Origin of the sequence: Mycobacterium sp. NPDC049093 (genome assembly GCF_040704635.1) — a bacterium.
Lineage (GTDB): Bacteria > Actinomycetota > Actinomycetes > Mycobacteriales > Mycobacteriaceae > Mycobacterium.
The window spans coordinates 321,574-347,861 of the sequence record NZ_JBEZJS010000003.1 but is presented as its reverse complement, the minus strand read 5'-3'; the positions used below and the strand labels follow the sequence as shown (position 1 = coordinate 347,861).

24 protein-coding genes are annotated in these 26,288 nt (G+C 66.7%); 18 read left to right on the top strand and 6 right to left on the bottom strand.

The features are described from left to right. Window positions 1-16: 16 nt before the first annotated feature. Together AB0876_RS12080 and AB0876_RS12075 are read right to left on the bottom strand one after the other, a co-directional pair. Window positions 17-595, bottom strand: coding sequence for a TetR/AcrR family transcriptional regulator (locus AB0876_RS12080; RefSeq protein ID WP_526042069.1), 579 nt, complete (start codon window positions 593-595; stop codon window positions 17-19). A 67-nt stretch (window positions 596-662) separates the two neighbouring features. Then, window positions 663-3,491 carry an aconitate hydratase gene (locus AB0876_RS12075; RefSeq protein WP_491839094.1) on the bottom strand — a complete coding sequence of 943 codons (2,829 nt, stop codon included), beginning with the start codon at window positions 3,489-3,491 and terminating at the stop codon, window positions 663-665. Between the two features lie 229 nt (window positions 3,492-3,720). Between AB0876_RS12075 and AB0876_RS12070 the strand changes: the two genes are divergently transcribed. The 9 genes from AB0876_RS12070 (at window position 3,721) to AB0876_RS12030 (ending at window position 12,738) form a co-directional block, all read left to right on the top strand. Continuing rightward, window positions 3,721-4,299, top strand: coding sequence for an Rv1476 family membrane protein (locus tag AB0876_RS12070; protein ID WP_526042068.1), 579 nt, complete (start codon window positions 3,721-3,723; stop codon window positions 4,297-4,299). Window positions 4,300-4,540: 241 nt separating this feature from the next. Then, window positions 4,541-5,962 carry an NlpC/P60 family peptidoglycan endopeptidase RipA gene (gene ripA / locus AB0876_RS12065; protein ID WP_526042067.1) on the top strand — a complete coding sequence of 474 codons (1,422 nt, stop codon included), beginning with the start codon at window positions 4,541-4,543 and terminating at the stop codon, window positions 5,960-5,962. Between the two features lie 10 nt (window positions 5,963-5,972). Continuing rightward, window positions 5,973-6,668, top strand: a complete 696-nt coding sequence (ripB, locus tag AB0876_RS12060; RefSeq protein ID WP_491839097.1) for an NlpC/P60 family peptidoglycan endopeptidase RipB — start codon at window positions 5,973-5,975, stop codon at window positions 6,666-6,668. Window positions 6,669-6,803: 135 nt separating this feature from the next. Next, entirely contained in the window at window positions 6,804-7,967 is a 1,164-nt protein-coding gene (gene moxR1 / locus AB0876_RS12055) for a chaperone MoxR1 (RefSeq protein WP_064883558.1), read from the top strand. After that, window positions 7,964-8,908, top strand: a complete 945-nt coding sequence (locus AB0876_RS12050; RefSeq protein ID WP_491839098.1) for a DUF58 domain-containing protein — start codon at window positions 7,964-7,966, stop codon at window positions 8,906-8,908. The genes moxR1 and AB0876_RS12050 overlap by 4 nt, the downstream gene beginning before the upstream one ends. Window positions 8,909-8,965: 57 nt before the next feature. After that, entirely contained in the window at window positions 8,966-9,973 is a 1,008-nt protein-coding gene (locus tag AB0876_RS12045; protein ID WP_491839099.1) for a VWA domain-containing protein, read from the top strand. Between the two features lie 84 nt (window positions 9,974-10,057). Further along, window positions 10,058-10,822, top strand: coding sequence for a 3-oxoacyl-ACP reductase FabG1 (gene fabG1, locus AB0876_RS12040; RefSeq protein WP_491839100.1), 765 nt, complete (start codon window positions 10,058-10,060; stop codon window positions 10,820-10,822). 64 nt (window positions 10,823-10,886) lie between these two features. Beyond that, complete coding sequence (inhA, locus tag AB0876_RS12035; protein WP_491839101.1) at window positions 10,887-11,696, top strand: NADH-dependent enoyl-ACP reductase InhA; 810 nt, start codon at window positions 10,887-10,889, stop codon at window positions 11,694-11,696. A 4-nt stretch (window positions 11,697-11,700) separates the two neighbouring features. After that, entirely contained in the window at window positions 11,701-12,738 is a 1,038-nt protein-coding gene (locus AB0876_RS12030; protein ID WP_491839102.1) for a ferrochelatase, read from the top strand. Here AB0876_RS12030 and AB0876_RS12025 read toward each other — a convergent pair. Beyond that, window positions 12,735-13,592, bottom strand: coding sequence for an Rv1486c family protein (locus AB0876_RS12025; protein ID WP_135360059.1), 858 nt, complete (start codon window positions 13,590-13,592; stop codon window positions 12,735-12,737). The two genes, AB0876_RS12030 and AB0876_RS12025, sit on opposite strands and share 4 nt — an antisense overlap. Window positions 13,593-13,649: 57 nt before the next feature. Between AB0876_RS12025 and AB0876_RS12020 the strand changes: the two genes are divergently transcribed. The 4 genes from AB0876_RS12020 (at window position 13,650) to AB0876_RS12005 (ending at window position 16,558) form a co-directional block, all read left to right on the top strand. Beyond that, window positions 13,650-14,084 carry an NfeD family protein gene (locus tag AB0876_RS12020; protein WP_064883547.1) on the top strand — a complete coding sequence of 145 codons (435 nt, stop codon included), beginning with the start codon at window positions 13,650-13,652 and terminating at the stop codon, window positions 14,082-14,084. A 56-nt stretch (window positions 14,085-14,140) separates the two neighbouring features. Further along, window positions 14,141-15,337 carry an SPFH domain-containing protein gene (locus AB0876_RS12015; protein ID WP_055113775.1) on the top strand — a complete coding sequence of 399 codons (1,197 nt, stop codon included), beginning with the start codon at window positions 14,141-14,143 and terminating at the stop codon, window positions 15,335-15,337. A gap of 70 nt (window positions 15,338-15,407) precedes the next feature. Then, complete coding sequence (locus tag AB0876_RS12010; RefSeq protein WP_491839103.1) at window positions 15,408-15,935, top strand: hypothetical protein; 528 nt, start codon at window positions 15,408-15,410, stop codon at window positions 15,933-15,935. Next, window positions 15,932-16,558 carry an RES family NAD+ phosphorylase gene (locus AB0876_RS12005; protein ID WP_491839104.1) on the top strand — a complete coding sequence of 209 codons (627 nt, stop codon included), beginning with the start codon at window positions 15,932-15,934 and terminating at the stop codon, window positions 16,556-16,558. The genes AB0876_RS12010 and AB0876_RS12005 overlap by 4 nt, the downstream gene beginning before the upstream one ends. A gap of 9 nt (window positions 16,559-16,567) precedes the next feature. Here AB0876_RS12005 and AB0876_RS12000 read toward each other — a convergent pair whose 3' ends face one another. The 3 genes from AB0876_RS12000 to AB0876_RS11990 form a co-directional block, all read right to left on the bottom strand. Then, complete coding sequence (locus tag AB0876_RS12000; RefSeq protein ID WP_208859869.1) at window positions 16,568-17,053, bottom strand: nitroreductase family deazaflavin-dependent oxidoreductase; 486 nt, start codon at window positions 17,051-17,053, stop codon at window positions 16,568-16,570. A gap of 17 nt (window positions 17,054-17,070) precedes the next feature. Continuing rightward, the gene (locus AB0876_RS11995) at window positions 17,071-17,682 is read right to left on the bottom strand and encodes a TetR/AcrR family transcriptional regulator (RefSeq protein WP_491839105.1); all 612 of its coding nucleotides are present in this window, start codon (window positions 17,680-17,682) and stop codon (window positions 17,071-17,073) included. A 70-nt stretch (window positions 17,683-17,752) separates the two neighbouring features. Further along, window positions 17,753-18,496: a TVP38/TMEM64 family protein gene (locus AB0876_RS11990; protein ID WP_491839106.1), complete on the bottom strand. Its 744-nt coding sequence runs from the start codon at window positions 18,494-18,496 to the stop codon at window positions 17,753-17,755. 138 nt (window positions 18,497-18,634) lie between these two features. On the opposite strand from AB0876_RS11990, the gene mutA reads away from it, so the two are divergent. The 5 genes from mutA (at window position 18,635) to lipL (ending at window position 25,443) form a co-directional block, all read left to right on the top strand. Continuing rightward, on the top strand, window positions 18,635-20,497 hold the full coding sequence (mutA, locus tag AB0876_RS11985) for a methylmalonyl-CoA mutase small subunit (RefSeq protein WP_526042066.1): 1,863 nt from the start codon (window positions 18,635-18,637) through the stop codon (window positions 20,495-20,497). Between the two features lies 1 nt (window position 20,498). Next, a complete protein-coding gene (gene scpA / locus AB0876_RS11980) occupies window positions 20,499-22,757 on the top strand; it encodes a methylmalonyl-CoA mutase (RefSeq protein WP_491839108.1) in 2,259 nt (752 codons plus the stop codon). A 2-nt stretch (window positions 22,758-22,759) separates the two neighbouring features. Continuing rightward, on the top strand, window positions 22,760-23,734 hold the full coding sequence (gene meaB / locus AB0876_RS11975; protein ID WP_491839109.1) for a methylmalonyl Co-A mutase-associated GTPase MeaB: 975 nt from the start codon (window positions 22,760-22,762) through the stop codon (window positions 23,732-23,734). A gap of 41 nt (window positions 23,735-23,775) precedes the next feature. Further along, window positions 23,776-24,102 carry a DUF4333 domain-containing protein gene (locus AB0876_RS11970; protein ID WP_491839110.1) on the top strand — a complete coding sequence of 109 codons (327 nt, stop codon included), beginning with the start codon at window positions 23,776-23,778 and terminating at the stop codon, window positions 24,100-24,102. Window positions 24,103-24,177: 75 nt separating this feature from the next. Then, window positions 24,178-25,443 (top strand): esterase/beta-lactamase LipL, encoded by a 1,266-nt coding sequence (lipL, locus tag AB0876_RS11965; RefSeq protein WP_491839111.1) that lies wholly within the window; start codon window positions 24,178-24,180, stop codon window positions 25,441-25,443. Window positions 25,444-26,288: the final 845 nt, after the last annotated feature.

Below are 26,288 nucleotides of genomic sequence, written 5' to 3'. Positions count from 1 at the left end.
TGTGCGGTAGCGGGATTCAGCTATCCGCCGGCGACTGCTGCCGAACGCTGTCCTCGACCAGGTCCAGTACCGCGGTGAGGTTCTTCGGGTCTTCTCCCGACGCAATCCTTGCCACCAGTCCGTCGAGAACCAGGTCCAGATAGATGTGCAGGACGGCACTCGGCACGTCGTCACGCAGCCGGCCGGCCTGCTTCTGCCGGCGCAGACGCTCGGTGATGGCGGCATCCAACTCGGCCGATCGTTCCGCCCAGCCGCGATGAAAAGCCGGATCGTTGCGTAACTTTCGGGCGATCTCCAGCCGGGTGGCCAGCCAGTCGAACTGCTCGGGAGCGGCGAGCATGTTCCGCATCACCTGGATCAACCCCTCGCGGGCGGCCACGTCGGCCATCCGCTCGGCGTCCTCGCGGGCCAGTTCGAAGAACAAGGTGTCCTTGTCCTTGAAGTGGTGAAAGATTGCGCCGCGCGATAGCCCGATGGTTTCTTCGAGTCGCCGCACGGTCGCACTCTCATATCCGTACTGACCGAAGCAGCGCCTGGCGCCGTCAAGGATCTGACGGCGCCGGGCCGCGAGGTGGTCGTCCGTCACCCGGGGCATTCGACCACTCCTCGCGCAAGCGCCCGTTGGCGCTGTCCCTTACCTGCTTCGGTCAGTCTGGACAGGATTACTTCGACTTCAGCATGTTGCGCAGCACGTACTGCAGGATGCCGCCGTTGCGGTAGTAGTCGGCCTCACCGGGGGTGTCGATGCGGACCACGGCGTCGAACTCCACTTTGGACCCATCTTCCTTCGTGGCGGTGACCTTGACCGTCTTCGGCGTCTTGCCCTCGTTGAGCGCCTCGATGCCGGTGATGTCGTAGGTCTCGGTGCCGTCGAGCTTGAGGCTCGCGGCCGACTCACCCGCCGGGAACTGCAGCGGGATCACACCCATACCGATCAGGTTCGACCGGTGGATGCGCTCGAAGGACTCGGTGATGACCGCCTTGACGCCGAGCAGCACCGTGCCCTTGGCCGCCCAGTCACGCGAGGAGCCCGACCCGTACTCCTTGCCGCCCAGGACGACCAGCGGGATGCCGGCTTCCTTGTAGTTGACCGAGGCGTCGTAGATGAACGACTGCGGACCACCCGGCTGGGTGAAGTCGCGGGTGTAGCCACCGGAGACGTCGTCGAGCAGCTGGTTGCGCAGCCGGATGTTGGCGAACGTGCCGCGGATCATCACCTCGTGGTTGCCGCGACGCGACCCCAGCGAGTTGTAATCCTTGCGCTCAACGCCGTTGGCATCGAGGTACTGCGCCGCCGGGGTGCCCGGCTTGATCGAACCTGCCGGGCTGATGTGGTCGGTGGTCACCGAATCGCCAAGCAGGGCAAGGACTCTGGCGCCCTTGATGTCGCCGACCGGCTCCGGTTCGGCGGGCATGCCGTCGAAGTACGGCGCCTTGCGCACGTAGGTCGAGCTGTCGTCCCACTCGAAGATGTTGCCTTCGGGGGTGGAGAGCGAACGCCAGCGGTCGTCGCCCTTGAACACGTCGGCATAGGAGTCCGTGAACATCTCCCGGTTGATCGAGGACGCGATGGTCTCCTCGATCTCCTTGGCAGACGGCCAGATGTCCTTGAGGAAGACGTCGTTGCCCTGCTGATCCTTGCCGAGCGGGTCGGTCTCGAAGTCGAAGTCCATGGTTCCCGCGATGCCGTAGGCGATGACCAGCGGCGGGGAGGCCAGGTAGTTCATCTTGACGTCGGGGGAGATGCGGCCCTCGAAGTTGCGGTTACCCGAGAGCACTGCGGTCACCGACAGGTCGTTGTCGTTGATGGCCTTGGAGATCTCGTCGGGCAGCGGGCCGGTGTTGCCGATGCAGGTGGTGCAGCCGTAGCCGCCCAGGTAGTAGCCCAGCTTCTCCAGGTACGGCCACAGGCCGGCCTTGTTGTAGTAGTCGGTGACGACCTGGCTACCCGGCGCCATGTTGGTCTTGACCCACGGCTTACTGGTCAGGCCCTTCTCGACGGCCTTCTTCGCCAGCAGCGCGGCGCCGATCATGACCGACGGGTTGGACGTGTTGGTGCAGGACGTGATGCCCGCGACGACAACCGCGCCATGGTCGAGCACGAATTCACCGCGCTCGTCGGAGCGCACCGTGATCGGCTTGGTCGGCCGGCCCTCGGCGCCGTTGGCGGCCGACGGACGCACATCGACCGCACCGTCGTCGGCGAAGGACAGCTTGGCCGGGTCTGAGGCCGGGAACGACTCCTCGACTGCCTCGTCCAGCTGCGTGTGCGGGGTCGGGAGGTTCTCTTCGACGTAGTTGTGGATGTCCTTGCGGAACGCGTTCTTGGCGTCCGACAGCTCGATGCGGTCCTGCGGGCGCTTGGGGCCGGAGATCGAGGGCACCACGGTCGACAGGTCAAGCTCGAGGTACTCGGAGAACACGGGTTCCCGGTCGGAGTTGTGCCACATGCCCTGCGTCTTGGCGTAGGCCTCGACGAGCGCCAGCTGCTCCTCGGTACGCCCGGTCAGCCGCAGGTAGTTGATGGTCTCGTCGTCGATCGGGAAGATCGCTGCGGTGGAACCGAACTCGGGGCTCATGTTGCCCAGGGTGGCGCGGTTGGCCAGCGGCACCTCGGCCACACCCTTGCCGTAGAACTCGACGAACTTGCCGACCACACCGTGCTTGCGCAGCATGTCGGTGACGGTGAGCACGACGTCGGTGGCGGTCACGCCGGGCTTGATCTCACCGGTCAGCTTGAAGCCGACGACACGGGGGATGAGCATCGAGACGGGCTGGCCCAGCATGGCGGCCTCGGCCTCGATACCGCCGACGCCCCAGCCCAGCACGCCCAGGCCGTTCTCCATGGTGGTGTGGCTGTCGGTGCCCACACAGGTGTCCGGGTACGCGACGCCATCGCGGGTCATCACGACGCGGGCCAGGTACTCGATGTTGACCTGGTGGACGATGCCGGTGCCCGGCGGGACGACCTTGAAGTCGTCGAACGCGCCCTGGCCCCAGCGCAGGAACTGGTAGCGCTCGGAGTTGCGCTCGTATTCGAGTTCGACGTTGCGCTCGAAGGCGCCCGCGTTGCCGAAGACGTCGAGGATGACGGAGTGGTCGATGACCATCTCGGCGGGGGACAGCGGGTTGACCTTGTTCGGATCGCCGCCGAGGGCGGCCACGGCCTCACGCATGGTGGCCAGGTCGACGATGCACGGCACACCGGTGAAGTCCTGCATCAGCACGCGGGCCGGGGTGAACTGGATCTCGATGCTCGGCTCGGCCGAGGGATCCCAGTTGGCGATGGCCTCGATGTGGTCTTTGGTGATGTTGGCGCCGTCCTCGGTGCGCAACAGGTTCTCCGCAAGTACCTTGAGGCTGTACGGGAGCTTTTCGGTACCGGGTACCGCGTCCAGTCGGTAGATCTCGTAGTTCTGGTCCCCGACAGTCAATGTGTCGCGGGCACCAAATGAGTTAAGGGACGAATTTTCCGTATTCTCGCTGCTCACATCAACTCCCGGCTCGATCTCGCCGCGACGGGCTGTGTCGGCGGCGTCCTGATCCTAACAGTACGCTTGTCCTGCAATGGCCTGCGGGCCGGGGTCCAGTCTTCCCTTGTCGCGTTCGCGTTGCTACCCGGTCGGGTGGATCCGCCCGAGATCCCCCCGCGGTACCGATGCGATGACGATTCCGATGTCGACTCGCTGGGGTCGATCGACGCCGCGTACCGTGCCTGACGTGACCGGACCCCATGTCATCCCGTTCCTGCCGGCCTACATTCCGGTCGAGGTGTGCGACACGGTAGGGCTCGATGCGGCACAACCCGACGGGGTGGCCAAGTGCATGGCAGCTGTGCAGGCCGACGTTCGCGACGACGGGGTCAGTGCCCCCGCTGCCGACGTCGAGGCGCTCCGCCAGGTCGTCAGCGATGCCCGGCAGGAGGGGATCGACCTCAAGATCGTCGTGCTGCCGAGCAACCCGGGGATCGACACGCCGTTGCGTGACATCGCCACCGAGGTCGGACAGGCGAATCCGGGCGCGACCGTGCTGGCGCTGAGCCCGTCGTTCGCGGGTACATACAGCCCGACGATCGATCGGGTGACTTTGGAGGCGGGTCAGGACGTGGCCAAGACCGGTAATCCGGTGTTGTCTGCAAAGAATTTCGTCGGCGAGATTTCCACTCCGGATTTCCCGTGGACGGCACTCGCGATCGTGTTGGTTCTCGGTGTCGCCGGGGCGGCCGCTCTCACCCGGGTTCTCCAGCGTCGTAGCAAACAATTGGCCGGGTCAGAGGCGTCTGCCACCTCCTCGGACTAGGTGTCGACTGGGCCCTGGAAATCCATCGAACATTAGTTCGGGATACCGCCCAATATCACTAATTGGTCACACTATTCGCAATTACAAACTTGTAATTTGTGACTAAAGTTTCTTTGGCTTCAGATGTGACGTACGGTGCAATCGGTACCCATTGTTGTAGTTGTGCTTCGTGTGACTTCTGTGCAATGGCCCCGAGCAAACGTCGGTACGCCGTCGTTGAGCCATAGGAGACTTGAGTCGAATGAGACGCACCGCTGGCGCCTCTGCGTCCCGGCTGTACGGCCGTTTCTTGGCCGTCCCGGTGACCGCCGGGATGCTGTTGGCCACGGCCATTTCGGGAGGCGTTCCGGCCGTTGCTGATCCGGGGGCGCCCGATCAGGTCGCAACGCTCGTCGCCGCCGTGGCCAACGCCGACCAGAAGCTGCAGGAGTTGGGTGCGGCCATCCAGACCCAGCAGGAAGCCGTCAACAAGGCGATCGTCGACGTGCAGGACGCCCGTGACGCGGCCGCGACGGCGCAGCAGGAGGTCGATGCCAGCCAGCAGGGCATCACCGACGCCACCACCGCCATCAGTGAGGCGCAGAAGCGCTTCGACACCTTCGCCGCGGCGACCTATGTCAGTGGCCCCTCCGGCTCGTACCTGACCGCGTCCGATCCGGGCGACATCGTCAGCGCCGCCGCCACCGGTCAGACTCTGGCCGTCAGCAGCGACAAGGTGATCGCCGATCTGCAGCGCGCCCGCACCGAACAGGTCAACCGACAGTCGGCCGCGCGCCTGGCCAAGCAGAACGCCGACCAGGCCACGGCCAACGCCCAGACGAGCCAGGACACTGCGGTCGCGGCACTGCAACAGGCGCAGCAGACGTTCAGCTCGCAGCAAGGTGAGTTGCAGCGGTTGACCGCCGAACGTGCCTCGGCCCAGGCCGAACTCGCTCAGGTGCACAAGGCGTCGGCATCGACCACGCCGGCCGCACCGGCGCAGGGTCCCGCGCCCCAGGCCGCGGCGGACAACTGGGATCGCGCCCCGGGCGCGCCCGTGCAGCGCGGCCAGAACTGGGACACCGCATGGGATCCCACACTGCCGGCGATCCCGAGTGCGTTCGTCAGCGGTGACCCGGTCGCCATCATCAACACCATCCTCGGCATCTCGTCGACGTCGGCTCAGGTCACCCAGAACATGGGACGGCAGTTCCTGCAGAGGCTGGGCATCCTGCCCACGCCGACCGGCTACACCAACGGCGCGATCCCGCGCGTGTACGGCCGGCAGGCATCCGAATACGTGATCCAGCGGGCGGGTTCGCAGATGGGCGTCCCCTACTCCTGGGGCGGCGGAAACGCGGCCGGTCCGAGTCGCGGCATCGATTCGGGGGCGAACACCGTCGGGTTCGACTGCTCGGGCCTGATCCTCTACGCGTTCGCCGGCGTCGGCATCAAGTTGCCCCATTACTCCGGTTCCCAGTACAACGCCGGCCGCAAGATCCCGTCGTCGCAGATGCGCCGTGGCGACGTGATCTTCTATGGCCCCGGCGGGAGCCAGCACGTGACGCTCTACCTCGGAAACGGCCAGATGCTCGAAGCGCCCTACACGGGTTCGCAGGTCAAGGTCTCCCCGGTCCGCACCAGCGGCATGACCCCGTACGTCGTCCGCTACATCGAATACTGATGGGAATACATTGCGCTCCTTCGTCTTACGGTGCCTGATCCTGATCGCCGCGATTGCGTTCGCGGCGATCGGTCTGGTGGCGCCGGCCAACGCTGCGCCAGACGACGGCCAATGGGATCCGACGTTGCCGAAGATCGTCAGCTCGGGCGCGCCGGGGGATCCGGTGGCCATCGCCAACGCCTCGTTCCAGGTCAGCCAGATCGCGCTGCAGACCACGCAGAACCTCGGCTCGCAGTTCCTGCAGACCATCGGTCTGGCCCCGAAGCAGGCCGCCTCGACCTTCCCCGGTGGCCGGGTACGCGGGCCCCAAGCCATCGAATACGCGATCCGACGGGGCGGCAGCCAGATGGGTGTGCCGTACTCCTGGGGCGGTGGCACGCTCACCGGGCCCGGGCCCGGCGTGGACTACGACGCGGGAAAAATGGGCTTCGACTGTTCTGGCCTGACCCGCTTTGCCTACGCCGGCGTGGGGGTGCAGATTCCGAAGTATTCGGGCGACCAGTACAACACCGGTCGGAAGATCCCGGTGGCTCAGGCAAAGCGCGGTGACCTCCTGTTCTGGGGTCCCGGCGGCAGTCAACACGTGGCGATGTACCTCGGCGGCGGCAAGATGCTCGAGGCATCGGGAAGCGCGGAAAAAGTGACGGTGAGCCCGGTTCGCATGTCGGGCATCCAGCCCTATGCGGCCCGCATCATCGAATCCTGAGGGGAACCTGAAGTCTTCCGGGCAGCGTCGACGGATCTCGAAGTGCCTGGAATAGTTGACGGCGGGCACCCGATTGCCCGATGAGCAATGAGCAAGACCAGCGTTTTTGTAGTCGAACACCGTGGGAGGAAGTTGATGACGTCACCGAGTGGACCGCCGCAGGGCGCCGGAGGATATCCCGGTTCGAGCCCGGCGCCGGGCTTTCCGCCCGGGTCGGCAGGCTCCCACGCCGCGCCGGCCGCCCCGCAGGCCACGACCAACGGCAGCCTGCAGGCCGAGGTGCACACCCTGGAACGCGCCATCTTCGAGGTCAAGCGGATCATCGTCGGCCAGGACCAGCTCGTCGAGCGGATGCTCGTCGGTCTGCTCGCCAAGGGCCACGTGCTGCTCGAGGGTGTGCCCGGTGTGGCCAAGACGCTGGCCGTCGAGACGTTCGCCAAGGTGGTCGGCGGCACGTTCGCCCGCATCCAGTTCACCCCTGACCTGGTGCCCACCGACATCATCGGTACCCGCATCTACCGGCAGGGCAAGGAAGACTTCGACATCGAGCTCGGCCCGGTCGTGGTCAACTTCCTGCTCGCCGACGAGATCAACCGTGCGCCGGCGAAGGTGCAGTCCGCACTGCTCGAGGTGATGGCCGAGCGCAAGATCTCCATCGGCGGCAAGACCTTCCCGCTGCCCAGCCCGTTCCTGGTGATGGCAACCCAGAACCCGATCGAGCAGGAAGGCGTCTACGCGCTCCCGGAAGCCCAGCGTGACCGCTTCCTGTTCAAGCTCAACGTCGACTACCCGTCGCCGGAGGAAGAGCGCGAGATCATCTACCGGATGGGCGTGAAGCCTCCGGAGCCCAAGCAGATCCTCGACACGGGCGATCTGCTGCGGCTGCAGGAACTCGCGGCCAACACGTTCGTGCACCACGCGCTCGTCGATTACGTGGTGCGGATCGTCACCGCGACCCGCGAGCCGGAGAAGTTCGGTATGCCCGACGCCAAGGCCTGGATCGCCTACGGTGCCTCGCCGCGTGCCTCGCTGGGCATCATCTCGGCGGCCCGCGCGCTGGCGTTGGTGCGCGGCCGTGACTACGTCATCCCGCAGGATGTCGTCGAGGTGATCCCGGACGTGCTGCGCCACCGCCTGGTGCTGACCTACGACGCGCTGGCCGACGAGGTGTCAGCGGAGACCGTGGTCAACCGGATCCTGCAGACCGTCGCCCTGCCGCAGGTCAATGCGCTTCCGCAGCAAGGACATTCGGTCGCGCCCGCCGTACCTGCCGCGGCCGGCGCGGCGGGTGGTCGGTGACCACTTCGCGACGCACCGTCGACCTGCCGTCTCTGAAGCGCGGGGAGATCCGCGACCCCGCGTTGACGGCGGCGTTGCGCAAGCTTGAGCTGACGGTGCGGCGCAAGCTTGACGGAGTCCTGCACGGCGACCACCTCGGTCTGATCCCGGGGCCGGGATCAGAGCCGGGGGACTCGCGGATCTACCAGCCCGGCGACGACGTGCGCCGGATGGACTGGTCGGTCACGGCGCGGACGATGACGCCACACGTGCGGCAGATGATCGCCGACCGCGAGCTGGAGACCTGGCTCGTGGTCGACATGTCGGCCAGTCTGGACTTCGGTACCACCGGTTGCGAGAAGCGCGACCTGGCCGTGGCGGCTGCCGCGGCGATCGCGTTCCTCAACAGCGGAGGCGGCAACCGGATCGGCGCAGTGATCGCCAACGGTGACACCGTGCGCCGGGTTCCGGCGCTGAGCGGGCGGGTGCATGAGCAGGAACTGCTCCGGGCCATCGCCACGACGCCGCGGGCTCCGGTCGGCGTGCGCGGTGATCTGGCCGCGGCGATCGACGCGCTGCGCCGCCCCGAGCGCCGGCGCGGCATGGCGGTGATCATCAGTGACTTTCTCGGCCCGATCAACTGGATGCGCCCGTTGCGGGCCATCGCCGGTCGCCACGAGGTGCTGGGCATCGAGATCCTCGACCCGCGCGATGTCGAGCTGCCGCCGGTCGGCGATGTGGTGCTGCAGGACACCGAGACCGGTGTCACCCGTGAGTTCACGATCGACGAACAGCTTCGCAGCGACTTCGAGCGGGCCGCCGCCGCGCATCGGGAAGAGGTGGCCCGGACGTTGCGGCGCTGTGATGCACCGCTGTTGAGCCTGCGCACCGACCGGGACTGGATCGCCGACGTGGTGCGGTTCGTGGCCAACCGGAGGCGCGGCGCCCTGGCGGGCCGATGAGCGCTGGACCGGTAGAAGAAGCTTGATCAGCAACCAACCCGAAATGACTTCTAGCACATGACTTTACCGATTCTCGGTCCGATGAGCCTGACGGGTTTCGCGCACGCCTGGTGGTTCCTGTTCCTCTTCGTGGTGCTCGGCCTGGTGGCGTACTACGTCATCGTGCAGCGCGCGCGCAAGCAGCGGATCCTGCGGTTCGCCAACATGGAGCTGCTCGAAAGTGTGGCGCCCAAGCAACCGACCCGTTGGCGGCACCTGCCCGCCGCCCTGCTGGCGGCCTCGCTCGTGCTCTTGACCGTCGCGATGGCCGGTCCTACCCACGATGTGCGAATTCCGCGTAACCGCGCGGTGGTGATGCTGGTGATCGACGTGTCGCAGTCGATGCGCGCCACCGACGTCGCTCCCAGCCGATTGGCCGCCGCGCAGGAGGCCGCCAAGCAGTTCGCCGATCAGCTCACCCCGGGAATCAACCTCGGCCTGATCGCCTACGCCGGTACGGCGACGGTGCTGGTCCAGCCGACGACCAACCGTGATGCCACCAAGAACGGCCTGGACAAGCTGCAGTTGGCCGACCGGACCGCCACAGGTGAGGGCATTTTCACCGCACTGCAGGCGATCGCCACCGTCGGCGCGGTGATCGGCGGCGGCGACGAGAAGCCGCCCGCGCGCATCGTGCTGATGTCGGACGGCAAGGAGACGGTGCCGTCCAACCCGGACAACCCGAAGGGCGCCTACACCGCGGCGCGCACGGCCAAGGACCAAGGCGTCCCGATCTCCACCGTGTCCTTCGGTACGCCCTACGGCTATGTCGAGATCAACGACCAGCGCCAGCCGGTGCCGGTCGACGACGAGATGCTCGGCAAGATCGCCAAGCTGTCCGGCGGAGACGCCTTCACCGCGTCCAGCCTGGAACAGCTCAAGCAGGTGTTCACCTCGCTGCAGCAGCAGATCGGCTACGAGACCATCAAGGGCGATGCGAGCCTCGGCTGGCTGCGGCTGGGTGCGTTGGTGCTGGCCGTCGCCGGGGTGGCGGCTCTCCTGATCAACCGCAGACTGCCCGGTTGAGCCGCGATCGTGCCCTCCCGGGCGGCGGTCCTCACCGGCGATGCGATTTTCAGACCATGCTGGTGAGGAGATAAGTTGGCGGGCATGAGTGACGCTGCTGTCGCGAAAGCCGACACCGAGACATCCACCGGCCGGCCGGCCTTCGTTCCCCGTTCTGTGCTGGTCACCGGTGGAAACCGGGGGATCGGCCTGGCGATCGCGCAGCGACTGGCCGCCGACGGACACAAGGTGGCCGTCACCCACCGCGGTTCCGGCGCACCCGACGGACTGTTCGGCGTCGTGTGCGACGTCACCGACAACGAGGCCGTCGACCGCGCGTTCAAAGAGGTCGAGGAGCACCAGGGGCCGGTCGAGGTGCTGGTGTCCAATGCCGGTATCTCCCAGGACGCTTTCCTCATGCGGATGACCGAGGAGCGGTTCGAGAACGTCATCAACGCCAACCTCACCGGAGCATTCCGGGTGGCGCAGCGGGCCTCACGCAGCATGCAGCGCAAGCGTTTCGGCCGCATCATCTTCATCGGTTCGGTCTCCGGCATGTGGGGCATCGGCAACCAGGCCAACTACGCGGCCGCGAAGGCCGGCCTGATCGGTATGGCGCGCTCGATCTCCCGGGAGCTGTCGAAGGCCGGCGTCACCGCCAACGTGGTGGCCCCGGGGTACATCGACACCGAGATGACCCGCGCCCTGGACGAGCGGATTCAGGCCGGTGCCCTCGAGTTCATCCCGGCCAAGCGCGTCGGCACCGCCGAGGAGGTCGCCGGCGCGGTGAGCTTCCTGGCGTCCGAGGACGCCGGCTACATCGCCGGTGCGGTCATCCCCGTCGACGGCGGCATGGGCATGGGTCACTGATCCGCCTGGATCCGACCCAAACGTATTGGTCTACTGAAACTTTCCTCAAGAAGGAGTCGCACTAATGGCAGGTTTGCTCGAAGGCAAGCGCATCCTCGTCACCGGGATCATCACGGACTCGTCGATCGCGTTCCACATCGCCAAGGTGGCCCAGGAGGCCGGCGCCGAGCTGGTGCTCACCGGGTTCGACCGGATGAAGCTGATCCAGCGCATCGCGGACCGGCTGCCCAAGCCGGCGCCGCTGCTGGAGCTCGACGTGCAGAACGAGGAGCACCTCGCGAGCCTGGCCGAGCGTATCTCCGGTGTCATCGGTGAGGGCAACAAGATCGACGGGGTGGTCCACTCGATCGGCTTCATGCCGCAGACCGGGATGGGTGTCAACCCGTTCTTCGACGCCCCGTACGAGGATGTCGCCAAGGGCATCCATATCTCGGCGTATTCCTATGCCTCGCTGGCCAAGGCGACGCTGCCGATCATGAACGAGGGCGGCAGCATCGTCGGCATGGACTTCGATCCGACCCGCGCGATGCCGGCCTACAACTGGATGACCGTGGCCAAGAGCGCCCTCGAGTCGGTCAACCGGTTCGTCGCTCGTGAGGCCGGACCGTTCGGTGTTCGCTCCAACCTCGTTGCGGCGGGCCCGATCCGGACCCTGGCCATGAGTGCGATCGTCGGCGGTGCGCTCGGTGCCGAAGCCGGTGACCAGATGCGGCTGCTCGAAGAGGGCTGGGATCAGCGTGCGCCGGTCGGCTGGAACATGAAGGACCCGGAGCCGGTCGCGAAGACCGTGTGCGCCCTGCTGTCCGACTGGTTGCCCGCCACCACCGGCACCATCGTCTACGCCGACGGTGGCGCCAGCACCCAGCTGCTCTAGAAGCATGGAGCGCTCCGATCCCTTTGACGCTCTGCTGCTGCTGTCCTTCGGCGGTCCGGAGGCACCGGAGCAGGTGATGCCGTTCCTGGAGAACGTCACCCGGGGGCGCGGCATCCCGGCCGAGCGACTGGCCGACGTCGCCGAGCACTACCTGCATTTCGGTGGGGTATCGCCGATCAACGGGATCAACCGGGCACTGATCGAGCAGTTGCGTCTCCAATTGCCCGGCCTCCCGGTCTATTTCGGCAACCGGAACTGGGATCCGTACGTCGAAGACACCGTTGCGGCGATGCGCGACAACGGAATCCGGCGGGCGGCGGTGTTCACCACGTCGGCCTGGGGTGGCTACTCCAGCTGCACCCAGTACGTCGAGGACATCGCCCGGGCGCGGTCGGCGGCCGGTCCCGACGCACCGGAACTGGTCAAACTGCGCCAGTACTTCGACCATCCGCTGTTGGTGGAGATGTTCGCCGACTCGATCGCGGCGGCGGCCGCCACGTTGCCGGTCGAGGTGCGTGACGAGGCCCGGCTGGTGTTCACCGCGCACTCGGTGCCCGTCGCCGCCGATGAGCGGCACGGCCCCGGGCTCTACAGTCGGCAGGTGGGCTACGCGACGCGGCTGGTGGCCGCCGCCGCGGGCTATGACGACTACGACCAGGTCTGGCAGTCGCGGTCGGGGCCGCCCCGAATCCCGTGGCTCGAACCCGACGTGGCAGATCATCTGACTGTGTTGGGCCAGAACGGAACCCGGGCGGTCATCGTCTGTCCGATCGGGTTCGTCGCCGACCACATCGAGGTGGTGTGGGATCTCGACTACGAACTCCGGTTACAGGCCGAAGAAGCCGGCATCGCCTTCGCGCGGGCAAGCACCCCGAACGCCGACGAACGTTTCGCCCGGTTGGCGGCCGGGTTGATCGAGGAGCTGCGCACCGGTGCGGTCCCGCTGCGGGTCGCCGGTCCAGAGCCGGTGCCCGGCTACGGGTTCAGCGTCAACGGTGCGCCGTGCTCACCGCACTGCTGCGGGACACCGTCCAAAGGCTAGTCCCGCCAAGCGGATTGCAGGATCGCTTCGAGTGCGGCCAACCGCGCCGAGCGCACCACCTGTGCCAGTGGTCGCATGGCGTCGCCGGCGATCTGAACCTCCGAGGAACTCTGCAGGCCGATCGGCATCAGGCCCGAGCTCACGGTGATGATCGCGTCCACGTGGGCGGCGTTCTCCAACACCCTCACGGCCCGGGTGGGGGCGTGGTCGGGGATGCGGTGCATCCGTCCGGCTTCGAGGATGTCTTCGACCATGCCGCGGGGGTCCTCGATATCTACGCCCACGCCGGCGCGCAAGGTGACCAGTGTGTCGGCCGCCGAGCGCACCGCTGACCGCAGCTCGTACTCGGCCTCGCCGAGATCGTGGTGCTGAGGCGGTGGCAGAACGGGCAGCGAGTACACGGTCCACGACAGCGCCCTCGGCTCGGGCTCGAAGGTGGATTCGGTTTCGACGTCGTCGAATTCGAAATACTCGAACTCCGGCACCAGCCCGACGCCGTCGAGCTCGTCATGGGTCACCAGCACCGCCTCGCCCACGCTCAGTGCGTCGCGCTGGAACTGCGATCCCGCGGGCAACCCGCGGACATCGCCGGGCACCGGCAACGCCACCCTGATGGATGGCCGGGTGCCGGATCGGCCGACGGCGGTGCGCAGCGTCTGCAGCAAGGACACCGAACCGGAGTCCTCCAACTCGGGCCAGGGCAGCCCCGTACGGACGGCGGCCTGCGAGTCATAGGCCGTCACAGAATGCATTGGTGCCCATTGAGATAACGCGTCGAGGACGTCGTCGGGCGCGGCCGCGCCGGCAAGCCAGGCGTTGGCCCACATCGAAAGAGTCGCACTTGGACACCACATGATCCTGGCAGTGTAATTGTCGGTCGCCGATCGGGTCGGATTCGCTAGGGTGTGCGTATGCCGCTTCCGCTGATCTGGCTCATCCTGGCGCTGGGACTCGCCGGGGCAGAGGCGCTGACCGGTGACATGTTCCTGCTCATGCTGGCCGGCGGTGCCCTGGCCGCGACGGGATCGAGTTGGCTGTTCGACCTGCCGCTCTGGGGTGACGGTCTGGTGTTTCTCGTGGTGTCGGTGCTTTTGCTGGTTCTGGTCCGGCCCGCGCTGCGGCGCCGTTTCGAGGCGGGCCGGGGACTCCCCGAACCCGTCAAGGCGCTCGAGGGCAAGTCGGCGCTGGTATTGGACCGGGTGGGACAGCACGAGGGCCAGGTCAAGCTCGACGGCGAGGTTTGGACGGCGCGGCCGCTCGACGACAACGATGTGTACGAACCGGGTGATCACGTGACCGTCGTCAGGATCGACGGCGCCACCGCGGTGGTCTTCAAGGCGATGTAGCTCTGTAAACGATGTAGCTCTGTAAACAAGGTAGGACCTAGAGGGAGGGATCCACCATGGAAGGTGCCGTAGCCGGGCTGATCTTGCTGCTCGTGCTGGTGGTGTTCGCGATCATCATCGTGGCGAAATCAGTTGCGCTCATTCCCCAGGCCGAGGCGGCGGTGATCGAGCGCCTGGGCCGCTACAGCCGCACGGTCAGTGGCCAGCTGACGCTGCTGGTGCCGTTCATCGACCGGATCCGGGCTCGGGTGGATCTGCGCGAGCGGGTGGTGTCCTTCCCGCCGCAGCCGGTGATCACCGAGGACAACCTGACGCTCAACATCGACACCGTGGTCTATTTCCAGGTCACCAACCCGCAGGCTGCGGTGTACCAGATCAGCAACTACATCGTCGGTGTGGAACAGCTGACCACCACCACCCTGCGCAACGTCGTCGGTGGCATGACCCTCGAGCAGACGCTGACCTCGCGCGACTCGATCAACGCCCAACTGCGGGGAGTGCTGGACGAAGCCACCGGTCGGTGGGGGCTGCGGGTGGCGCGAGTCGAGCTGCGCAGCATCGACCCGCCGCCGTCGATCCAGGAGTCGATGGAAAAGCAGATGAAGGCCGACCGCGACAAGCGGGCCATGATCCTGACCGCGGAAGGTGTCCGGGAGTCCTCGATCAAACAGGCCGAGGGCCAGAAGCAGTCGCAGATCCTGGCCGCCGAGGGTGCCAAGCAGGCCGCCATCCTGGCCGCCGAGGCCGATCGGCAGTCCCGGATGTTGCGCGCACAGGGTGAGCGGGCCGCCCAGTATCTGCAGGCGCAGGGCCAGGCCAAGGCCATCGAGAAGACCTTTGCCGCGATCAAGGCGGGCCGGCCCACCCCCGAGATGTTGGCCTACCAGTATCTGCAGACCCTGCCGCAGATGGCCAAGGGCGAGGCGAACAAGGTCTGGCTGGTGCCCAGCGACTTCGGTTCGGCGCTGCAGGGTTTCACCAAACTGCTGGGCGCCCCGGGCGAGGACGGTGTCTTCCGCTACACGCCGACGCCGGTGGACGAAGACCTGCCCAAGCCCGAGGACGACAGCGACGAAGTCGCCGAATGGTTCAACACCGAGACCGATCCCGAGATCGCCAGAGCCGTGGCCAAGGCCGAGGCGGAGGCGCGGGCTACCACGCCGCCCCTGGGCGCTCCGTCGGCGCAGCAGTCGTTGGGGACGCCGCCGGGGATGCCGCCCAATGAACTGGAAGGTGGCGCGCACCGCGCGTAGTGGTCGCGTTCATTGCTTGACCTCCTTGACGCAGTAGACTTGACGTAGTTGACGCGTCTGGGAGGCCGCAATGACCGATCTCGCACTGTTCGAGCGCCAGATCATGCGTTCGGTGGGGCAGAAGGTCCACGAGCGGTTGCGGCGGGCCGACGAGGCGAGCCTGGGCCCTGAGGCATTCGGTGACCCGGAGCAGATCGCCGAGGCCATGGTGGCGGCATTGCCGCTGGGCCACGTGTTCGACGAGGTCACCGGGCCGTTCTACGACACGGCAGGGCTGACGCGTTGGCTCGGCGTCACCCGCCAGGCCCTGCACCAGAAGGTGGCGCGGTACGCGATACTGGCCTGCCCACTCGACGACGGCGGGGTCGTGTATCCGACGTGGCAGTTTCTCGACAGCGGAGCCACCATTCCCTCGCTGCGTGACGTACTGACGGTGCTGACCGCCGGCGCCGATGACCCGTGGATGGCGGCGCTGTGGATGCGGGCGCCCAGTGAGCGACTCGACGGATCCTGCCCCGCGGACTGGCTGCGCGACGGTGGGGATCCGCAAACGGTCATCGACATGGCCCGGGAGACCGCGGCGAGCTGGAGCGCATGAGCCGTCAGCGGCCCGCGCTCGGTTCACCGCCGGACGTCTCCGGGTTCCCGCGGACCCGGCTGCGCATCGACCACCTGTTGTACCGGGCCCACACCGTGGGCAAGTCGCCGTGGTGGTTCTCCTCGGACCTGAGCGGTCGCTTCGATCTGCTGCCGCCGAACGGAACCTGTTATCTGGCAACCGATGTCACGACCGCGCTGCGGGAGCGCTTCGGCCACGATCTGGTACGCCAGGGTGTGGTCACGTTCGACGCCGCGGCCCGCACCGTGGTGTCGCGGGTGCGGGTGCCCGCCGCCCGGTGGTTGGCCAACGCATGTTCGGCGCGAGCGGCCTCCTTCGTGGGGATGACCCGCGAACTCGGTATGTGCCCGGAATACGAGCTGCCTCAGGCCTGGGCCGCGGCCTTCTTCGCCACCGGCCGCCACAGCGGAATTCGTTATCAGACCCGGTTCAGTACCGGCGCCGGCGCGAACGCGGTCGCCCTGTTCGAGGATGCGGGGCAACGTGATTGGACCGTCGACCCGTCACCGACCGGCGGCGTGCAGGCGTGCGTGACCGTCGGCATCATGGTCGCGCACCGACCCACCCGGCGTCAGGTGCGTATCCAACCGCCACCCGGCTAGGGACGTCTGTCAGTGACCGGGCTGCAACCGCAATTCCACCATCGGCAGCGGTGCATTGGTATCGGTGATCGGTTGGCCGAGTGTCTCTTCGAGGACGAGCTTGAACTGTTCCCACGTCTTCGGATGCTCGGTGCGGTAATCGGCCAGCGCCTGGTCGACAGCCTGCTGGTCCAGCACATGAGCGGTGGCGGCGACCGGACGGTGACTGCCGAGCCACACCCGGACCTGCGGATTGACGGCAATGTTGCGGAACCACTGGGCCTTTGCCCCGAATCCTGAGGCCACGACGACGGTGTGGGGGTTCGGCCGGCCCACCACTTCGAGCACGACGTACCGGCGGGCACCGGAGGTGCGACCGATGTGTTCGAGCATCATCATCCGCGGACCGAACAGCGCGCCGGCGCGCATCCGGTAGAGCCAGATCGGCGCTCGCACGAGCCGGCGGTTGCGTAGGAGTCGGGCACCGGTATTGGTGAGAGCGGTTGTCATGGACATGCCGTGTCTCCTTTCGATCAGGATTTGAGACCATCGCGATAGATCGCGAAAACTTCTGTCGCCCAGCGCTTCATCCCGGCATCGGAGAGCGGGTCGACGCCGAGCGTTTCCGTGAGGCGCGTCCGCAGCGTCAGCACCGCCAGGTCGTTGACCATGAGGACCGCAGCCCGCACGGCGGGGTCTTCGCCGGGACTGGCGACACCTGCCGCGACCATGCCGTCCAACGCCGTCCTGCTGATGCCGTACAGCCGTTGAAACACTGCCGATCCGACCGTGCCGCCCGTTGTCAGCAGTCGGCTCAGGTAACCCGGCACGGGAGAGTCCGGTGGTAGGTGGGTGGCGAGACTTTCCAGCATCGTCGGCACCGCCGACGGTCCGATGCCAACCTGTGCGGTCTGTTCGGTGACGTGGGTCAGCACCGCCTCGAGGGTTCGTACGGCGTGCTCGTCGACCGCCGCCACGAGTCCATCCTTAGAGCCGTAGTGCCGCACCAGGAGCGCCGGGGAAACATCGGCTGCGGAGGCGATGTCGCGCATCGTCACCGCGTCGGCACCGCGTTCGGCGAACAGTCGCAACGCCTCGTCGCGAATCCGGGCCCGCGCCGTTCGATCGTCTGGTGGTGAACTCACGTTTACTATTGTAAACAAATGTTTAGCACTCGCAAGGTGCCTCGGCCTCGCGACAACGGTCGGGGGTGCGTCAGCCGGTTACGGCGCGTTCGTGCGCCTGGTCGGCGGACTGCTGGGTGCGCTGGTCGCGGTGGTGGAGGCGCCATTCGTAGACCAGGCCGGCCACGCCGAGCGCGGCGGTGCTCAACGACACCAGGACCAGCGCCGGGCTGATGTTCCCGGTCAACGCGTCGCCCAGGACGACGACGGCGGCCGTGCCGGGGAACAGCCCCACCAGCGTCGCCAGCGTGTAGGGGACGGCCCGTACGGCAGACGCGCCGGCCGCATAGTTCAGCACCGAGAACGGCACCGCCGGGATCAACCGCATGGACAGCACCACGGGCCAGCCGCGCCGGCGCAATCGGGTGTCCAGCGAGTCGATCCGGGGATGCGGGACCAGCCGATTGAGCTGCCAACCGGCGGCGCGGATCAAGAACAGCGCGAGCACTGCGCTCACCGCGCTGGCCACCACGGCGATGGCCACGCCCAGCACCGGCCCGAACAGCAGGCCCGCAGCCAGGGTGAATGCGGTGCGCGGGAAAGGGAAGACCGTGACGACGATGTGCGCACCGAGGAACGCCAGCGGGAACCAGGGGCCCACGGAGGTGGCCCAGTCCCGCATCTGCATCGCGGTCGGCAACGGAATCAGTACGGCGACTGCGACAAGAATCACAATGCCGGCCAGCAGGCCCACGATCCGCCGGGGCGGCAGTTGGGAAACCGTCGAGATCACTGCGGCGCGCAGCACGCGCAGGGTTCTGACGACGGGTTTCACGTCTTCCAAGAGTACGGGCCGCAGGCACCGATCACCGCTGGGCGTAACCGCGAGTCCGCCCACCAGCGGTCAGAGCCGTGATGGCGATCATTTAGCCTGAGGGTCAAGTAGGTAGGTCACACGCTGCGATAACAGGAGATGCGGGTGTCGTTACAGGGGACTAGCGCGGTCGAGGCGGACCGACAGCAGTGGCGGACGGCAGTCGCCGGAGTGCTGGCCAAGAGCAGCCGGCGGGACGTGGCCGATCTGCCGGCCGAGCCCGAGCGCCTGCTGGATTCGCAGACCTACGAGGGTTTTGCGATCCGGCCGCTCTACACGAGCCTGGATGCGCGGCCCGAGTCCGCGCTGCCGGGGCAGTGGCCGTTTGTGCGCGGTGGCGACGCCCTGCGGGACGTGAAGTCCGGCTGGAAGGTCGTCGAGAGCTTCCCCGCCGTCGCGGGCACCGCCGTCGGCACCGTCAACGGTGCGGTACTGGTGGCACTGACCGAGGGGGCCAGCGCGCTTTCACTGCGGGTCGGCGACGAGGGCGGCATCGCCCTGGGCGAGCTGGACCGTCTGCTCGACGGCGTGTTCCTTGACCTGGTGCCGGTGATCTTCGAAAGCGCTGGAACCGATCTGGTGGCAGCGGCCGACGCGGTGCTGCCTTTGCTCGAGAACCTCGACGAAGACCAGCGCTCGCGACTGTCGGTCGATCTCGGTGCCGACCCGCTGACCGCACCGCTGTCGGGGCAGCCCGCCACCGAGGACTCGGACCTACTGGCCACCGTCGCCAAACTCACCGGCCATGCCGGGGGAGTGCGTGCGGTCACCGTCGACGGTCCCGCCTTCCACAACCTCGGCGCCAGCGCCGCCTGGGAGCTCGCGGGCTCGATCGCCGCAGCGGTCGCCTACCTGCGCATTCTCAGCGACGGCGGCGTGGCCACACCGGATGCGTTGCGGCAGATCAGCTTCCGCTACGCCGCCGACGACGACCAGTTCATGACGATCGCCAAGCTTCGGGTTGCCCGGCAGTTGTGGGCACGCGTCGCTGAGGTGGTCGGCGCGGTTGACGCCGGTGCCGCCCGCATCCACGCCGTGACCTCATTGCCGATGATGACCCAGCGCGACCCGTGGGTGAACATGCTGCGCACCACGCTGGCCGCCTTCGCGGCGGGTGTCGGGGGAGCCGACACCGTGCAGGTGCATCCGTTCGACGCGGCGATTCCGGATGGACTGGACGGCACGTCGGCGAGCTTCGCGCGGCGCATCGCCCGCAACACCCAGCTGCTGCTGTTGGAGGAGTCGCACATCGGTCAGGTGCTCGATCCGGCCGGTGGCTCCTGGTTTGTCGAAGATCTGACGGCTCAGTTGGCCGAACAGGCGTGGGCGCACTTCCAGGACATCGAGGCGCGGGGCGGGTTCGTCGCCGCTCGCGACTACATCGCAGCCCAGATCGCCGAGGTCGCCGCGCGGCGCAGTGACGATGTCGCACACCGGCGCACCGCGATCACCGGTGTCAACGAATTCCCCAACCTCGACGAACAGCCGCTCCCGCAGGGATCGTCGGCGTCGTCCATCGCGCGGTACGCGGCCGGATTCGAGGCGCTGCGGGATCGCTCGGATGCGTTCCTGGCATCGACCGGAGCGCGGCCCAGGGTTCTGTTGCTGCCGCTGGGGCCGCTCGCCGAGCACAACATCCGCACCACGTTCGCGTCGAACCTGTTGGCGTCCGGCGGAATCGAGGCAATCAACCCCGGGACCGTCGAGGCGGCCGCGGTTGCCGCGGCGGTGGCCGATGCCGGTGCCCCGACGGTGGCGGTGCTGTGTGGCAGTGACGCCCGCTACGGTGCCGAGGCCTCTGCGGCGGTGGCCGCTGCACACGCGGCCGGGGTACGTCAGGTCCTGCTGGCCGGCCCGGAAAAGGCGGTCGCCGAGGCTGATTCGAAGCCGGACGGATACCTGACCGCCAAGATCGATGCGGTCGAAGCTTTGTCGAACCTGCTCACCGGACTGGGGGCCTGAGATGACTGCCACAACTGGAATCGGAAGTTTCGCGGACGTACCGCTGCACGGCGAAGGCGCGGGTGAGCCCGCCACTCCAGAAGCCGTCGAGGCGCACGTCGCGGCAGCTGCCACCGCGCACGGCTACACCCCCGAGCAGTTGACCTGGGCCACGCCCGAGGGGATCGACGTCAAGCCGGTGTACATCGCCGCCGACCGCGACGAGGCGGCCGCCGCCGGCTACCCGCTCGACACCTTCCCCGGCGCACCGCCTTTCGTGCGTGGGCCGTACCCGACGATGTACGTCAACCAGCCGTGGACCATCCGTCAGTACGCCGGGTTCTCCACTGCTGCCGAATCCAACGCGTTCTACCGACGCAACCTGGCCGCCGGGCAGAAGGGCCTCTCGGTGGCCTTCGACCTGGCCACCCACCGCGGATACGACTCGGACCATCCGCGCGTGCAGGGTGACGTCGGAATGGCCGGTGTGGCCATCGATTCCATCCTCGACATGCGCCAGTTGTTCGATGGCATCGATCTGTCGACAGTCAGCGTGTCGATGACGATGAACGGCGCGGTGCTGCCGATCCTGGCGCTCTACGTCGTCGCGGCCGAGGAGCAGGGGGTGCCGCCGGAGAAGCTGGCCGGGACCATCCAGAACGACATTCTCAAAGAGTTCATGGTCCGCAACACCTACATCTATCCGCCCACGCCGTCGATGCGGATCATCTCGGACATCTTCGCCTACACCAGTGCCAAGATGCCCAAGTTCAACTCGATCTCGATCTCGGGTTACCACATCCAGGAGGCCGGTGCGACAGCCGATCTGGAGCTGGCCTACACGCTGGCCGACGGTGTCGAGTACATCAAGGCAGGCCTTGACGCCGGCCTGGACATCGACAAGTTTGCGCCGCGGCTGAGCTTCTTCTGGGGCATCGGCATGAACTTCTTCATGGAGGTGGCCAAGCTGCGGGCCGGCCGCCTGCTGTGGAGCGAGCTGGTGGCCCAGTTCGACCCGAAGAACGACAAGTCGCTGTCGCTGCGCACCCACTCACAGACCTCGGGCTGGTCGCTGACTGCGCAGGACGTGTTCAACAACGTCGCCCGAACCTGTATCGAGGCGATGGCGGCCACGCAGGGGCACACCCAGTCGCTGCACACCAACGCCCTGGACGAGGCGCTGGCGCTGCCCACCGACTTCTCCGCGCGGATCGCCCGCAACACCCAGCTGCTGCTGCAGCAGGAGTCGGGGACCACCCGGCCGATCGACCCGTGGGGCGGTTCGTACTACGTCGAGTGGCTCACGCATCAGTTGGCCGACAAGGCACGTGCTCACATCCACGAGGTGAACGAGCACGGCGGCATGGCGCAGGCCATCAGTGACGGCATACCGAAGCTTCGCATCGAAGAGGCCGCGGCCCGGACCCAGGCGCGGATCGACTCCGGTGCCCAGCCGCTGATCGGTGTGAACAAGTACCAGGTGGAAGAGGACCAGGAGATCGAGGTCCTCAAGGTCGAGAACAGCCGGGTGCGGGCCGAACAGCTGGCCAAACTGCAGCAGCTGCGGGCCGACCGCGACGAGTCGGCGACGCAGGCCGCGCTGGCCGAGCTGACCCGGGCCGCCGAGGCGACGGGTTCTGCAGGTGAGGACGGACTGGGTAACAACCTGTTGGCCCTGGCCATCAACGCCGCCCGCGCCAACGCCACCCTCGGCGAGATCTCCGACGCCCTGGAGAAGGTGTACGGGCGGCACCAGGCCGAGATCCGTACTATTTCGGGCGTCTACCGGGACGAAATCGGGGGAGCGGGGAAGGTCGGCGGAATGTCTACCGCGACGGAGCTCGTGACCAAGTTCGCCGAGGCCGACGGTCGTCGGCCCCGCATCCTGGTGGCCAAGATGGGCCAGGACGGGCACGACCGTGGGCAGAAGGTGATCGCAACGGCGTTCGCCGACATCGGTTTCGACGTCGACGTGGGCTCGTTGTTCTCGACCCCGGAGGAGGTGGCCCGTCAGGCCGCCGACAACGACGTGCATGTGGTCGGGGTGTCGTCACTGGCCGCTGGGCACCTGACCCTGGTACCCGCGCTGCGCGACGCGCTGGCCGAGGTGGGCAGGCCCGACATCATGATCGTCGTCGGCGGGGTCATCCCGCCCGGGGACTTCGACGAGCTCTACGACGCCGGGGCCAACGCGATCTTCCCGCCGGGCACCGTGATCGCCGATGCGGCCATCGGCCTGCTGCAGAAGCTGGCAGACCGGCTCGGTTACCAGCTGAGCTAGCAATGGCCCTCTCGGTGCAGGAACTGGCGGAGGCCATCCGGGGCGGCGACCGAGCTGCCCTGGCGCGCGCCATCACGATGGTGGAATCCACCCGGGCCGACCGTCGTGACCAGGCCCAGCAGTTGCTGCTGGAGTTGATGCCTGAGGCGGGCAAAGCTCAACACATCGGCATCACCGGGGTTCCCGGCGTCGGCAAGTCGACGACGATCGAAGCCCTCGGCATGTACCTCATCGAGGCAGGCCACCGGGTGGCGGTTCTGGCGGTGGATCCTTCGTCGACCCGGACCGGTGGCTCGATCCTGGGAGACAAGACCCGGATGGCCAAACTGGCGGTTCACCCGGACGCCTACATCCGGCCGTCGCCGACGTCCGGGACGCTCGGCGGGGTGGCCAAGGCCACCCGAGAGACCATCGTTCTGCTGGAGGCCGCCGGCTACGACGTCATCCTGGTCGAGACCGTGGGCGTCGGGCAGTCCGAGGTCACGGTGTCGAACATGGTCGACACGTTCGTGTTTCTCACCCTGGCCCGCACCGGTGACCAGCTGCAGGGCATCAAGAAAGGTGTGCTGGAGCTGGCCGACGTCATCGTCGTCAACAAGGCCGACGGCGAGCACGCAATCGAGGCCAAGGCTGCTGCGCGCGAACTGACGGGCGCGATCCGTCTCATCTATCCCCGCGAAACACTATGGCGGCCACCGGTTCTCACGATGAGCGCGATCGAAGGCCACGGGCTTGCCGAATTGTGGGACACCGTGATCAAGCACCGTGAGGTGCTGACCGAGGCGGGCGAGTTCGAGGCTCGGCGACGCGCGCAGCAGGTGGATTGGACCTGGTCGATGGTGCGAGACACCGTGCTGGACCGTGTGATGTCGCATCCCGGTGTCCGCGGTATCCGCGACGAGGTAGAGCGCCGGGTGCGCGAGGGTGAACTGACTCCGGCGCTGGCCGCGCAGGAAATTCTCGACGCGGCCGGATGACAGTGAAAGGCTGGGCTGACCCGGAGATGAGGGACGTGAACGTGAAACTGCGTGTGCTCGTGGCCGCCGCGATGGTCGGCGGTGCTGTCCTGACCGGTTGCGGCGGCGGCGGATCGACCGCCCCGGCACCCACGGTGGCCAAGTCCAAGCTGCAAACCATGGCGAAGGAGAACCTGGAAGCCGCGGCCAAGCGCAAGGCCAAGTCTGTGACCTGCGACGACGGCATCGTCGGCAAGGTGGGAGCGACCCAGCATTGTGTGCTGACAGACAAGAACGGCACCAAGTACGGCGTTACGGCTACGGTCAAAAACGTCGAGTCCGAGAAGGTCAAGATCGACTTCAAGGTGGATGACAAGCCGAGTTCCTGACCCGGTGGCCGGGCTCCGGCTAACAGGTAGGTAACGCCTGTGGAATTTGCCGGGGGGCCAGGTAAATTCAAGTGTGTGACCGATCACAACGGGGAGCGCGACGAGGCGCTTCCACACGGCGTCCAAGGCGCGGCGGACAGGAACTTCTCCTGCACGGTCCGCGGGTTCTCGAAGCTGTTCCCGGGCCGGAAGTACGGCGGCGGGGCACTGGTGATTCTCCAAGACGGTCAACCGGTGGTCGACGTCTGGACCGGCTACTCGGACCGTGACGGCACCCGACATTGGACGGCCGACACGGGCGCGATGGTGTTCTCCGCGACCAAGGGCATGGCCTCGACGGTCATCCATCGCCTCGTTGATCGTGGTCTGATCGATTACGCCGCCCCGGTGAGCGAGTATTGGCCTGAATTCGGGACCAATGGCAAATCCGCGGTCACGGTGCGACAGGTGATGGCGCACGAGGCGGGGCTGTCTCAGCTCAACGGCGTCAGCAAAGCCGATCTGTTGGATCACCAGGTGATGGAAGGCCGGGTCGCAGCGGCGCCGGTGAACTCACTTCTGTTCGGCAAACCCGCCTATCACGCGCTCACCTATGGCTGGCTGTTGTCGGGTCTGGCCCGCGCGGTCACGGGGCAGGGCATGCGCGAGCTGTTCCGGACCGAGTTGGCAGAGCCGTTGGGAACTGACGGCCTGCATCTGGGGCGTCCGCCGGCCGACGCCCCGACCCGGGCCGCACAGATTCTGGTTCCGCAACGACGTTGGCCCAACCAGGTCTTCGACTTCATGGCCCCGCGGATCGCGGCGCTGAACTTCTCCGGCGCCTTCGGTTCCATGTACTTCCCCGGCGTGATGTCCCTCGTTCAGGGCGACACCCCGTTTCTGGACGCCGAGGCGCCCGCCGTCAACGGTGTCGCCACGGCGCGTGGCCTGGCCAGAATGTACGGCGCCATCGCCAACCACGGCCGCATCGGTGGCGCGGACTACCTGTCTGAGCGCATCGTTGGCGGTTTGGCCGGTCCGCCCGGTATACGCCCGGACCGCAATCTCGGGGTGCCGCTCGGCTTCCATCTCGGTTATCACTCGGTGCCGTTCGGGATCATGCCCGGATTCGGCCATGTCGGGCTCGGCGGGTCGGTCGGTTGGGCGGACCCGGCCAGCGGGCTGGCGATCGGGTTTGTGCACAACCGCCTCCTGACTCCGATGGTGTTGGACATGGCCGCCTTCGTCGGTCTGAATGCGCTGATTCGCAAGGACGTGGCTCGTGCCCGCGAGCGGGGATTCGAGGCGGTGCCGAACCTCGGTGCGGCGCCGTACGAGTTACCGAAGCCCGTCGCGGGATAGTTCTCACCTGACACCCCGGAGCCGACCTGTTGCACCAACAGGTCGGCTCCGTTCGTTGCGGGGGCTTGAGCGCGGGACAGGAACGGCGGCGTACCGCTTCTACCTGCAGTGATATACATCACACTATGTCCCATATATGGGATGCCCTTCCCGTGGTTGCAGCGCCTGTCCACCGTTAACCTCGGCAGATTTGCCTTGGTAGACACATTGTGGTTTCTGTCACCCCTTCGCGTGTCGCGTGGGCTGGATCTCAGTCGGCCTGTCCTGGCGCCGGAATTTGGTACGTCTACGTCTCGTGTGTTGCGACAATTTCCACCTTCGTAGTGATCCATGCTGGTTATGACGTTGCATAGTCAATGATGGCCATTAGCTGATGTGGGATTTGGGTACACATTCGTACCGTTTTCGTCGGCCCGGGCGATGGAACATGAATTCGGTTCAACTACGGAACCGATAGTTTGCGTGTCGGTAGCCAGCTAACTATTGCCAGCTGCCCTATGAATTAACTGTGAGTGGTGAACCGAACACCGTTTTCAAACTATGGACAACCTGTGAAAGCCTGTCTTTGCGCCTGAAATCAGCTCGGAGTTAGTTAGCGGGATAATTTCTCCTGCACCGTGGCGCTACTCTATCTGGTGGTGAATAGTGTTGGTGCGCAGCGATATTGGTGAACCATGGCAGGCGCCCACCGTCCGAGTTCGGCGCCTCGCTGGTGAAATTGGCGGGTACTGACATTTCCCAAGAATTGGTCGGTGTAGCGAACGCGTGACCGTTTTTGCGATCGGGTGTTTCCAACATCCAGTTGGTCCACGCGCTAGGCTACGGACCCGCGTTGGCAACGACTC

Excerpts from the sequence above, each read along its gene's own strand:
- AB0876_RS12080 (WP_526042069.1), bottom strand. The coding sequence starts at position 595 with ATGCCCCGGGTGACGGACGACCACCTCGCGGCCCGGCGCCGTCAGATC.
- ripA (WP_526042067.1), top strand. The coding sequence starts at position 4,541 with ATGAGACGCACCGCTGGCGCCTCTGCGTCCCGGCTGTACGGCCGTTTC.
- moxR1 (WP_064883558.1), top strand. The coding sequence starts at position 6,804 with ATGACGTCACCGAGTGGACCGCCGCAGGGCGCCGGAGGATATCCCGGT.
- AB0876_RS12045 (WP_491839099.1), top strand. The coding sequence starts at position 8,966 with ATGACTTTACCGATTCTCGGTCCGATGAGCCTGACGGGTTTCGCGCAC.
- fabG1 (WP_491839100.1), top strand. The coding sequence starts at position 10,058 with ATGAGTGACGCTGCTGTCGCGAAAGCCGACACCGAGACATCCACCGGC.
- inhA (WP_491839101.1), top strand. The coding sequence starts at position 10,887 with ATGGCAGGTTTGCTCGAAGGCAAGCGCATCCTCGTCACCGGGATCATC.
- AB0876_RS12030 (WP_491839102.1), top strand. The coding sequence starts at position 11,701 with ATGGAGCGCTCCGATCCCTTTGACGCTCTGCTGCTGCTGTCCTTCGGC.
- AB0876_RS12025 (WP_135360059.1), bottom strand. The coding sequence starts at position 13,592 with ATGTGGTGTCCAAGTGCGACTCTTTCGATGTGGGCCAACGCCTGGCTT.
- AB0876_RS12020 (WP_064883547.1), top strand. The coding sequence starts at position 13,650 with ATGCCGCTTCCGCTGATCTGGCTCATCCTGGCGCTGGGACTCGCCGGG.
- AB0876_RS12015 (WP_055113775.1), top strand. The coding sequence starts at position 14,141 with ATGGAAGGTGCCGTAGCCGGGCTGATCTTGCTGCTCGTGCTGGTGGTG.
- AB0876_RS12010 (WP_491839103.1), top strand. The coding sequence starts at position 15,408 with ATGACCGATCTCGCACTGTTCGAGCGCCAGATCATGCGTTCGGTGGGG.
- AB0876_RS12005 (WP_491839104.1), top strand. The coding sequence starts at position 15,932 with ATGAGCCGTCAGCGGCCCGCGCTCGGTTCACCGCCGGACGTCTCCGGG.
- AB0876_RS12000 (WP_208859869.1), bottom strand. The coding sequence starts at position 17,053 with ATGTCCATGACAACCGCTCTCACCAATACCGGTGCCCGACTCCTACGC.
- mutA (WP_526042066.1), top strand. The coding sequence starts at position 18,635 with ATGCGGGTGTCGTTACAGGGGACTAGCGCGGTCGAGGCGGACCGACAG.
- scpA (WP_491839108.1), top strand. The coding sequence starts at position 20,499 with ATGACTGCCACAACTGGAATCGGAAGTTTCGCGGACGTACCGCTGCAC.
- meaB (WP_491839109.1), top strand. The coding sequence starts at position 22,760 with ATGGCCCTCTCGGTGCAGGAACTGGCGGAGGCCATCCGGGGCGGCGAC.